The sequence below is a fragment of the Acidovorax delafieldii 2AN genome (assembly GCF_000175235.1).
Classification (GTDB): Bacteria; Pseudomonadota; Gammaproteobacteria; order Burkholderiales; family Burkholderiaceae_C; genus Acidovorax; species Acidovorax delafieldii_B.
In genome coordinates this window covers 20,797-30,612 of record NZ_ACQT01000028.1, presented here as the reverse complement: position 1 = coordinate 30,612, position 9,816 = coordinate 20,797, and the positions used below count along the sequence as shown (strand labels likewise).

General features: G+C 66.7%; 8 protein-coding genes and 1 pseudogene. 4 read left to right on the top strand and 5 right to left on the bottom strand.

Going from position 1 to position 9,816, the window contains the following annotated elements; translation table 11 throughout:
* The 5 genes and pseudogenes from ACDELDRAFT_RS06740 to ACDELDRAFT_RS06720 all read right to left on the bottom strand — a co-directional run.
* Positions 1-658 (bottom strand): annotated as a pseudogene (locus ACDELDRAFT_RS06740) (ABC transporter permease); the annotation flags it as partial.
* A gap of 157 nt (positions 659-815) precedes the next feature.
* Positions 816-1,562: an ABC transporter ATP-binding protein gene (locus ACDELDRAFT_RS06735; RefSeq protein WP_005794833.1), complete on the bottom strand. Its 747-nt coding sequence runs from the start codon at positions 1,560-1,562 to the stop codon at positions 816-818.
* 402 nt (positions 1,563-1,964) lie between these two features.
* Complete coding sequence (gene rarD / locus ACDELDRAFT_RS06730) at positions 1,965-2,843, bottom strand: EamA family transporter RarD (protein ID WP_005794831.1); 879 nt, start codon at positions 2,841-2,843, stop codon at positions 1,965-1,967.
* A 134-nt stretch (positions 2,844-2,977) separates the two neighbouring features.
* Entirely contained in the window at positions 2,978-4,072 is a 1,095-nt protein-coding gene (gene ychF / locus ACDELDRAFT_RS06725; protein ID WP_005794828.1) for a redox-regulated ATPase YchF, read from the bottom strand.
* An 82-nt stretch (positions 4,073-4,154) separates the two neighbouring features.
* On the bottom strand, positions 4,155-5,042 hold the full coding sequence (locus ACDELDRAFT_RS06720; RefSeq protein WP_005794826.1) for an MOSC domain-containing protein: 888 nt from the start codon (positions 5,040-5,042) through the stop codon (positions 4,155-4,157).
* An 87-nt stretch (positions 5,043-5,129) separates the two neighbouring features.
* Here ACDELDRAFT_RS06720 and ACDELDRAFT_RS06715 point away from each other — a divergent pair, with 87 nt between their 5' ends.
* The 4 genes from ACDELDRAFT_RS06715 (at position 5,130) to ACDELDRAFT_RS06700 (ending at position 9,811) form a co-directional block, all read left to right on the top strand.
* Positions 5,130-6,284, top strand: coding sequence for an FAD-dependent monooxygenase (locus ACDELDRAFT_RS06715; RefSeq protein ID WP_005794824.1), 1,155 nt, complete (start codon positions 5,130-5,132; stop codon positions 6,282-6,284).
* Between the two features lie 58 nt (positions 6,285-6,342).
* Complete coding sequence (locus tag ACDELDRAFT_RS06710; RefSeq protein ID WP_040328318.1) at positions 6,343-7,056, top strand: DsbC family protein; 714 nt, start codon at positions 6,343-6,345, stop codon at positions 7,054-7,056.
* Positions 7,057-7,135: 79 nt separating this feature from the next.
* On the top strand, positions 7,136-8,950 hold the full coding sequence (locus ACDELDRAFT_RS06705) for a M61 family metallopeptidase (protein WP_005794820.1): 1,815 nt from the start codon (positions 7,136-7,138) through the stop codon (positions 8,948-8,950).
* 81 nt (positions 8,951-9,031) lie between these two features.
* The gene (locus ACDELDRAFT_RS06700; protein ID WP_005794819.1) at positions 9,032-9,811 is read left to right on the top strand and encodes an enoyl-CoA hydratase; all 780 of its coding nucleotides are present in this window, start codon (positions 9,032-9,034) and stop codon (positions 9,809-9,811) included.
* Positions 9,812-9,816 lie beyond the last annotated feature (5 nt).

The window sequence follows — 9,816 nt, the reverse complement described above, 5'->3', positions numbered from 1 at the left end:
GGTTGAAGGCGCCCTGCATGTCGTAGGCGGCGGCCAGGGCCTCGCGGTCCACCCAGAAGACCCCGAAGCCGCGCAGGTCAGGCATGCCCGCCATGCCGGCGAAGATGTATTCGGGCGACAGCGCCGTGCCCACGATGCGCAGCGCCCGGCGCTTGCCATTGACCAGCGCCGTCAGCTCGTCACCCGGGTGCAGGCCGCGCACACGCGCGAAGCCCTCGGACACGAGCGCATCGATGGCGCTATCGCTGCTGCCCTGGCCCGCGCCGGGTGGGGCCAGGGCGCGCCCGCTGCGCACCAGCACCTGGTTCATGCGCGGCGGCTGGCGCAGGTCCACGCCGATGAGCTGGCCCACGATGGGGTCAACCACTCCGGCGATCTCCACACGCACCACCTGCTCCACCGTCACCTGCACATCGGCCACGCCGGGCACGCCGCGCAGCACATCGGCCAGCGCCAGCGGCGCGCGCTTGACGGTGGCGAACGCATCGGCAAAGTGGCCCTCTGCATAGAACCGGTCGCGCGCCAGCGCCAACGAATCCACCGCCGACAATGTGGTGACAAAGCCTCCCAGCCCGCTGGCCACCACCAGCGCGATGGTGAGGGCTTGGCTCCACATGCGGCGCAGGTCGCGCAGCAGCTTGCGGTCGAGGGCTTTCATGGCCGCCGTCGCCGCGCCGCGCAGTGCCCGGCAGCGGTGCCCCGCCCAGGGTTGAGCCATGCAGCTGCGCCCAGGCACAGCGCCAGAAACGCCCGAAAGCGCACGCCCCCGCCAGGCCACGCCTGGCACGCAGCAGAAACCCGGTGGGCGTGCCGCATCACCACGACAGCTCCGAAGGCGCGCGCCGCTGCGCATTGCGCTCGATGCGCTGGATGGTGCCGTCCACCAGGTAGACCACGCGGTCGGCCATGGCGGCAATGGCCGCGTTGTGCGTGATGACCACGGCGGTGGTGCCCAGTTCAGCGTTGATGCGGGCGATCACCTCAAGCACCATCTTGCCGGTCTGGTAGTCGAGCGCACCCGTGGGCTCGTCGCACAGCAGCACATCGGGGCGCTTGACGATGGCGCGCGCAATCGCCACACGCTGCTGCTCGCCGCCCGACAGCTGCGCCGGAAAGTGGTGCTGGCGCGGCGTGAGCCCCACCAGCCCGATCGCTTCGTCGATGGGCATGGGGTGGGGCGCGATGTCCGTGACCAGCGCCACGTTTTCGCGCACCGTGAGGCTGGGGATCAGGTTGTAAAATTGGAACACGAAGCCCACGTGCTCGCGCCGGTAGGCGGTCAGTTCGCTCTCGCTGGCACCGCTGAGGGCATGGTCGGCGAAGCGCACCTCGCCGCTGGTGGGCACGTCAAGCCCGCCCAGAATATTGAGCAGCGTGGATTTGCCGCTGCCCGAGGCGCCCAGCAGCACGACGAACTCGCCGCGCACGATGTCGAGGTCGACGTCATGCAGTGCGCGCACCTGCACTTCCCCCGTCTGGTAGGTCTTGCCGAGGTTGCGCGCCCGAAACACCACGGCGGCATCGGACGGCGGCGGGGGTGGGGCGGCAAGGGTTTCGGCCATGGTGGGTGGGGCGATGGGCACAAGACGGCGTGGCCTCCAGTGTGGGCGTTGCTTGATGCGTGTCAACCACTCTGGTCAAGCCGGGCGCACAAATGGTCGCAGGCCGAAGGCCACATCACACCGGCTGGCGCTGCCCGCAGTGTGCATCCCCCGGGGCCCGCCGCCCTCCTCGTCATCCAACGCCCCGCGCTTGCCTGGACTGCCCCGGTTTGGCGACGGACACAGCGGCGCACTTGCGGCTGCCTGGGCAAGCCAGGGTGGCATAAGGTGGCATCGGTGCGCAGCAAGCGTTGGCGCATCGGATGCCTGCCAACCCAGTCGCTCCTGAATTTATAGCTGCTTCCGCATACCAGACAAGCGCATCATGCACTTTTCCCTTCAAATTTTGGGTGGTGCACCGCCTCAGCCCGCAGCGCTACCCTGGCGGGCCCGCCAACCCTCCACGCTGTACACCAGCAGGGCCGCCCAGATCAGCACGAAACCCAGCAGGCGCGCCGGCTGGAATGGCTCGTGGAACAGCCAGATGCCCAGCGCGAACTGCAGGCTGGGCGATATGTATTGCAAGATGCCCATGGTCGCCAGCGGAATCCGGCGCGCGCCCGCCGCAAACAGCAGCAGCGGCACGGCGGTAAGCGGTCCGGCCACCAGCAGCCACGCCACGGTGGACGCATCGCCCTGCACCAGCGCCCCCTGGCCCTGGGCCGACCAGACCCCCAGGACTGCCAGAGCCACGGGGGCCAGCATCATCGTTTCCAGCGTCAGGCCCTCCAGTGCACCCAGCGTGGCCACTTTGCGCATCAACCCATAAAAACCGAAGCTCAGGGCCAGCACCAATGCGATCCATGGCACGCTCCCGGCCTGCACCGCCAGCCACAGCACCCCGCCCGCGGCCAACGCCACGGCCAGCCACTGCCCCGGGCGGGGCCGCTCATGCAGGAACACAAAGCCCAGTGCCACATTCACCAGTGGCAGGATGAAATAGCCCAGACTGGCATCCACCACATGGTGGTTCTGCACCGCCCAGACATAGGTGAGCCAGTTGCCCGACAGCAGCAGCGCCGATGCCGCAAACGCCCCCAGCACCCGGGGCTGGCTCCACAGCGCCCGCATCCACCCCCATTGCCTGCGCACAGCCAAAACCACCAGCACGAACGCCAGCGACCAGACGGTGCGGTGCACCACCACTTCCAGCGCCGGCACATGGGCCACCTGGCGGAAATACAGCGGAAACAAGCCCCAGGCGATATAGGCAAGGGCGGCGTAGGCAATTCCGGGAGACATGGTGTGGGCGGTGGAGTTGATTGGAGGAAGCCGTGCAGGCACGGTAGCCCCTGGAACCAGAAAAAAATCCCTGCAGCGCCGGGCGTTGCAGGGACCTGGACTGCGGCACGGGACGCAACGGCCCCCGGTTGCGGTCAGACGTTGAACAGGAAGTTCAGGACATCGCCATCCTTGACCACATATTCCTTGCCTTCCGCGCGCATCTTGCCTGCGTCTTTGGCGCCCTGCTCGCCCTTGTAGGCGATGAAGTCGTCGAACGAAATGGTCTGCGCGCGGATGAAGCCACGCTCGAAGTCGCCGTGGATCACGCCTGCGGCCTGCGGTGCGGTGTCGCCGATGTGGATGGTCCAGGCGCGCACTTCCTTCACGCCCGCGGTGAAGTAGGTCTGCAGGCCCAGCAGCTTGAAGGCGCCACGGATCAGGCGCGCCAGGCCGGGCTCGCTCTGGCCCATCTCGGCCAGGAACATGTCGCGGTCTTCGTCGCTCATCTCGGCCATCTCGGCTTCCATCTTGGCGCAAATGGCCACCACGGGGGCATTCTGGCTGGCGGCGTAGTCCTTCAAGCGGTCGAGGAAGGGGTTGTTCTCGAAACCGTCCTCGCTCACGTTGCCGACGAACATGGCCGGCTTGGCGGTGATGAGGCACAGCGACTTGAGCAGGGGCTGCTCTTCCTTGGTGATCTCCACCGAGCGAGCAGGTTTGCCTTCGTTGAGCGCAGCCTGGATGCGCGTGAGCAGCGCCACCAGCTTGGCGGCGTCCTTGTCGTTGCCCGACTTGGCGGCCTTGGTGTAGCGGTTGAGCGCCTTGTCCACGGTACCCATGTCGGCCAGGCACAGCTCGGTCTGGATGACCTCGATGTCTGCGATCGGGTCGACGCGGCCGGCCACGTGGATCACGTTGTCGTCTTCAAAGCAGCGCACCACGTTCACGATGGCATCGGTTTCGCGGATGTGGGCCAGGAACTGGTTGCCCAGGCCCTCGCCCTGGCTGGCGCCCGCCACGAGGCCGGCAATGTCGACGAACTCGACGATGGCAGGAACGATGCGCTCGGGCGAGATGATCTCGGCCAGCTGCTTGAGGCGCGGATCGGGCACTTCCACCACGCCCACGTTGGGCTCGATGGTGCAGAAGGGATAGTTCTCGGCGGCAATGCCGGCCTTGGTCAGCGCGTTGAAGAGGGTGGACTTGCCGACGTTGGGCAGGCCCACGATGCCGCATTGGAGGCTCATGGCAGGGCTTTCTGGTGTTCTGGAGACAAACCGTTGATTTTACGGGGCTGGACGTCCATCCCTCCCGGCGGGCCCGCGCAGCTCACGCGAACAGCACATCCGCGGCAACGGGTTGTCCCACCCGCAGCACGCAGCCCACCCCCTGGCGCACGATGGCATTCATGCCAAAGGTGACGGCGCCACCGACGCGCGGGTCTTGCCGGTACGCCTGCAGAGCGTCGGTCACCGCGGTGCTGCAGTCGGCCGTGACTGGATCGATATTGGGAATGGGACAGCGCGCGCAGGGTTTCACGGGCTGCAGGTGCGCCAGCCCCGAGCCGACGTCTACACGTACCATGTCCACGCGGTCCTCGTCATGCGCCTCCAGCCCCGCCAGCACGACGTTGGGGCGAAAGCGCTCCATGCCCACCGGCGCCTGCCCGGCGGCCACCAGGCGCGCGTTCAGCTCGGCCAGAGATGCCTCGCTGGCCAGCAGCAGCGCAAAGCCGTCGGCGAACTGGTTCGGTGCCTCGACCCCGGCGGTCCAGTCCATGCTCGACAGGCGGCGATGGGCCGGATCGAAGCGCACCAGACGACAGGGCTGCCCCAGGAAATCGCCGAACCATTGCGCTGCAGCAGCACCGACGTCCCAGGCGGGAACCGTGTCGCGCCAGACCGTGGCGGTGGCAGGGGTGTGTGACTTGGCGAGGTCTTGCGCCGCGCCCAGGGCCACGTGTAGCGGCGGCATGCCGGGCGCTGCCAAGACCAGTTCACCGCCCACGAGCTGCGGGCGGATGAGCGCCATGCGCGGCAGGGTGCGCTGGGTGAGGAACACGCCCTGCGCGTCGACCACCATCCAGGCGCGGTCCAGGGCGAGCCCTGTCTCGGTGAGCAGCGCCTCCTGCACCTCGATGCCTGCGCAGGATTTGACGGGGTAGACGAACAGGCGCGAGATCGCGCCCGAAAGATCGGAACCAGGAAGAGCGGTCACGCCAGAAACTCCAGTCAGCGGCACCTTCGGCCGGAGGGGCGATTCTGCCTTGCAGCCCGCCGGTGGGCGCGCTCCTACAATGCCGCCATGGCGAAAACCTTTGACATCTGTATCCGTGGTGCCGGCGTGGTGGGCCGCACGCTGGCCCTGCTGCTGGCGCGCGAACGGCTGCGCGTCGCCCTGGTGGCGGCGCCCTCCCCCACGGCCTCTTCGCAAGCCTTGCAAGCCGGTTCACAGACCGACGTGCGGGCCTATGCCCTGAACGCAGCATCACGCGAGTTGCTGGATTCGCTGCGCAGCTGGCCCGACGCCGTCCATGCCACACCGGTCGCGCAGATGAAGGTGTTTGGCGATCAGGGCGGAGCCGTGCACTTTGATGCCGCCACGCAAGGTGTCGACGCCCTGGCGTGGATCGTGGATGTGCCTGCGCTGGAAGCCCGCCTTGCAGAGGCCGTGCGCTACCAACCGCAGGTGGAATTGGTCTCCGAACCCGTGCCTGCGGCCCTGACCGTGGTCTGCGAAGGCCGCGCGAGCAGCACCCGCAGCGAGTTCGGGGTCGAGTTCGAGGTCACCCCCTACGGCCAGCACGCCATTGCCACCCGGCTGACGTGTGAGCGCCCTCACGGCCAGGTGGCCCACCAGTGGTTCCTTCCCGACGGCATCCTGGCATTTCTGCCGCTGGACGGTGCACAGGGGAACTCTGTGGCCGTGGTGTGGTCTGTTCCCCAGGAGCAGGTACCGTCGTTGCTGGCGCTGGAGCCGCAAGCGTTCGTCCAGCGCCTCGAAGCTGCCAGCCAGGGCACACTGGGTGCACTGCAGTTGCAGGGCGAACGCGCTGCCTGGGCCTTGCAACAGGCCCGCGCCAGCCGCTGGTGCGGTGCGCTGCCGCCCCAGGGCACCCAGCCGCGCAGCTGGGTACTGGCCGGCGACGCGGCGCACAACGTGCACCCGCTGGCCGGCCAGGGCCTGAACATGGGGCTGGCCGATGCACAGGTGCTGGCCCGCGTGCTGCACGGACGCGACTATTGGCGCAGCGTGGCCGACCTGCGGCTGTTGCGCAGCTACGAGCGCGAACGCAAGGCGGCGATGCTTCCAATGGGGCTGGCTACCGACAGCCTGCAGCAGCTTTTTGCCCGGGCCGAAGGGCCATGGCAAGCGCTGCGCAACTGGGGAATGAAGGGCTTCGAACACAGTGGCCCCTTGAAGGAATGGATGGCTCGCCAAGCCATGGGGACGCACTGAAACACGATGGGCAACGCAAGCTGCCCAGCGATACCACTGAATGCTGAATGAGAACACGATGAAATTGATGCCCACCCTGCTGGCCGCGGCCGCACTTGCCCTGAGTTTTACAGCCTCGGCCCAGGAAGCCGCCATCCGCAAGACGCTGGCCGAACGCATTCCGCAAATGGAGAACATCGACGAGGTGCGCTCCACAGCCATGCCGGGCCTGTATGAAGTGCGCATCGGCACCGACCTTTTCTACACCGACGCCAAGGGCAACTACGTGATCCAGGGCGAGCTGATCGATACCAAGGCGCGCCGCAATCTGACCGAAGACCGCATCAACAAACTCACGGCGGTGGACTTTTCCGCGCTGCCGCTGAAGGATGCCTTCACCATCGTTCGCGGCGACGGCAAGCGCAAGGTCGCCGTGTTCGAAGACCCCAACTGCGGGTACTGCAAGCGTTTCGAGCGCGACCTGCAGAACGTTGACAACATCACCGTCTACCTGTTTCTCTACCCCATCCTCAGCCCTGACTCTGCCGAGAAGTCGCGCAACATCTGGTGCGCCAAGGACCGCGCCGCCACCTGGCACGACCTGATGCTGCGCGACAAGACGCCCAACACGGCCAGTTGCGACACCAGCGCCGTGCAGCGCAACCTCGCGTTCGGCAAGAAGTACAAGATCACCGGCACGCCGACGCTGATCTTCGCCAACGGCTCGCGGGTACCGGGCGCCATCAACGCGCAGGACGTCGAGAAGCGCTTGGCCGAGGCCGGCAGCAACTGAAACCCGGCGGCAAGCCGGCCCGAAACCGCGGGTGGCGCGTGCCGGCGCCGCTCGCCCGCCTCTCGCAAACGCTTCTTCCATGCCCCTTGCTCGCACTCCCGCCGCATCGGCCCCCGTGCACTACCGCGTGGAGCCCGCCGACCTGCACGCCCGCCTGTTCACCGTCACGCTCACGGTGGCGTGCCCGCAGGCACAGCAGGAGCTGTCGCTTCCGGTGTGGATCCCCGGCAGTTACCTGGTTCGCGAGTTCGCCCGCAATCTGCAGCGGCTGGACGCCCGGCAGGGCCGGCGCGCCGTTGCCCTGAAGCAGCTTGACAAGCACCGCTGGCAAGCCACTTGCCGCACAAACCAGCCCCTGGTAGTGACCTATGAGGTGTGCGCCTACGACAACTCGGTGCGCACCGCGTGGCTCGACGCCTCGCGCGGATTCTTCAATGGCACCAGCATGTGCCTGCGGGTCCATGGGCTTGAAGATGCCCCCCATGCCCTCGAAATCGCGCGCACAGCGGCAACGGACCAGTGGTCAGTTGCCACGGGCCTGCCGGCGCGTGACGTCGACAAGGCGGGTTTCGGGCTCTACGTTGCCGCCGACTACGACGAACTGGTGGATTGCCCTGTGGAGATGGGCACTTTCTGGAGCGGCAGCTTTGCCGCCGGCGGCGTGCCCCATCGCTTCGTCGTGGCTGGCGCCGCCCCCTCGTTTGACGGCCAGCGGCTGCTGGCGGATGCGCAGAAGATCTGCGAAACGGCCATCCGTTTCTGGCACGGCAAGGGCAGCCCCCCCTTTTCGAGCTACCTGTTCATGCTCAATGCCGTGCAGGATGGCTACGGTGGGCTTGAGCACCGCAATTCAACGGCCCTCATCTGCGGCAGGCGCGACCTCCCCCGCAACGGTGAAGCACGCACCAGCGACGGCTACACCACGCTGCTCGGGCTCATCAGCCACGAGTACTTCCACACCTGGAACGTCAAGCGCTTGCGACCGGCGGAGTTTGCGCACTACGACTACGGGCAGGAAAACTACACGCAATTGCTGTGGTTCTTCGAGGGATTCACCAGCTACTACGACGATCTGCTGCTGCGCCGTGCGGGCCTCATCGACGACACCACCTACCTCAAGCTCCTGGCCAAGGCTACCAACCAGGTACTGCAGACCCCCGGGCGTACCGTGCAGACTGTGGCACAGGCCAGCTTCGACGCCTGGGTCAAGTACTACCGCCAGGACGAGAACACGCCCAACACCACCGTCAGCTATTACACCAAGGGCTCGCTGGTGGCTCTGTGTATGGACCTCACGCTGCGCCGCGAGGGCCAGACGACGCTGGACGATGTCATGCGCGCGCTCTGGAAGCGTTGCGCCGGCGGCCCCATGACCGAGTCCGACCTGCGCACTGTGCTGCTCGCTTTGGCGGGCCGGCCATTCGACACTGAAATCGACCAGTGGGTCCACAGCACCGGCGAGCTGCCCCTGGCCGAACTGCTGGCAGCCCACGGCGTGGCGCTCAAGCCCGAGCAACCTCAACTGGCGCAGCGCCTGGGCCTGCGAGCGACCGAAACGCACAGCGTCCAGATCAAAACCGTGTTGCGTGGCGGCCCGGCAGAAATGGCAGGGATGGCCGCAGGTGACGAATGGCTGGGCTTGGTCATACAGGGCCAGGGCTGGCGCATCACCCGACTCGAAGATGTCACCTTCTACGCAGGCTCGGCCACGCAGGCCGTCGCCGTGGTAGCCCGCGATGGCCGCCTGCTGCACCTGCCGCTGGTGCTTCCGCCAGCCGCAACGGACAAAGCCCCGCCCAGCGCCAAACGCGGCCGAAAGGCCCCCGCTACCGTGCCCGACACCATCGGCCTCACGGCAACCGACAGCCCCGCGCTGGCGCGCTGGCTCTCGTGAGCGAGCTGCGCCAGCGGCCCGGCCGCATGCTTCGGTATAGTCTTCAGGTTGTCTGAACAAACCATAAACCCAGGAGATTTCATGGCTTACGAAACCATCGAGGTTCGCACCGAAGCGGACAAAGTCGGCGTCATCACGCTCAACCGCCCCAAGCAACTCAACGCCCTGAACGACCAGCTCATGAACGAGCTGGGCGAGGCCCTCAAGGCCTTCGATGCCGACGAGCGCATTGGCTGCGTGATCCTCACCGGCAGCGAAAAAGCCTTTGCCGCCGGCGCCGACATCGGCGCGATGGCCAAGTACAGCTTTGCCGACGCGTACAAGGGCGACTACATCACACGCAACTGGGAACAGATCCGCTCCATCCGCAAGCCCGTGATCGCTGCCGTGAGCGGCTTCGCGCTCGGCGGCGGCTGCGAGCTCGCCATGATGTGCGACTTCATCATCGCAGCCGACAACGCGAAGTTTGGCCAACCCGAGATCAAGCTGGGCGTGATCCCTGGCGCCGGGGGTACGCAGCGCCTGCCCCGTGCGGTGGGCAAAGCCAAGGCCATGGACATGGCGCTCACGGGCCGCATGATGGACGCCACCGAGGCCGAGCGGGCAGGTCTGGTCAGCCGCGTGGTGCCCTATGCCAAGCTCATGGACGAGGCACTGGGTGCTGCCATCGTCATTGCGGGCTTCTCGCAGATCGCCGTGATGGCCGCCAAGGAGTCCGTCAACCGTGCCTTCGAAGGCACGCTGTCGGATGGCGTGATGTTCGAACGCCGCCTGTTCCACTCGCTGTTTGCCACCCAGGACCAGAAGGAAGGCATGGATGCATTTGTGAATAAACGCCCAGCCCACTTCACACACCAGTAATTTTT

Bases quoted from the DNA above. Each gene is read 5' to 3' on its own strand.
- ACDELDRAFT_RS06735 (WP_005794833.1), bottom strand. From the start codon at position 1,562: ATGGCCGAAACCCTTGCCGCCCCACCCCCGCCGCCGTCCGATGCCGCC.
- rarD (WP_005794831.1), bottom strand. From the start codon at position 2,843: ATGTCTCCCGGAATTGCCTACGCCGCCCTTGCCTATATCGCCTGGGGC.
- ychF (WP_005794828.1), bottom strand. From the start codon at position 4,072: ATGAGCCTCCAATGCGGCATCGTGGGCCTGCCCAACGTCGGCAAGTCC.
- ACDELDRAFT_RS06715 (WP_005794824.1), top strand. From the start codon at position 5,130: ATGGCGAAAACCTTTGACATCTGTATCCGTGGTGCCGGCGTGGTGGGC.
- ACDELDRAFT_RS06710 (WP_040328318.1), top strand. From the start codon at position 6,343: ATGAAATTGATGCCCACCCTGCTGGCCGCGGCCGCACTTGCCCTGAGT.
- ACDELDRAFT_RS06705 (WP_005794820.1), top strand. From the start codon at position 7,136: ATGCCCCTTGCTCGCACTCCCGCCGCATCGGCCCCCGTGCACTACCGC.
- ACDELDRAFT_RS06700 (WP_005794819.1), top strand. From the start codon at position 9,032: ATGGCTTACGAAACCATCGAGGTTCGCACCGAAGCGGACAAAGTCGGC.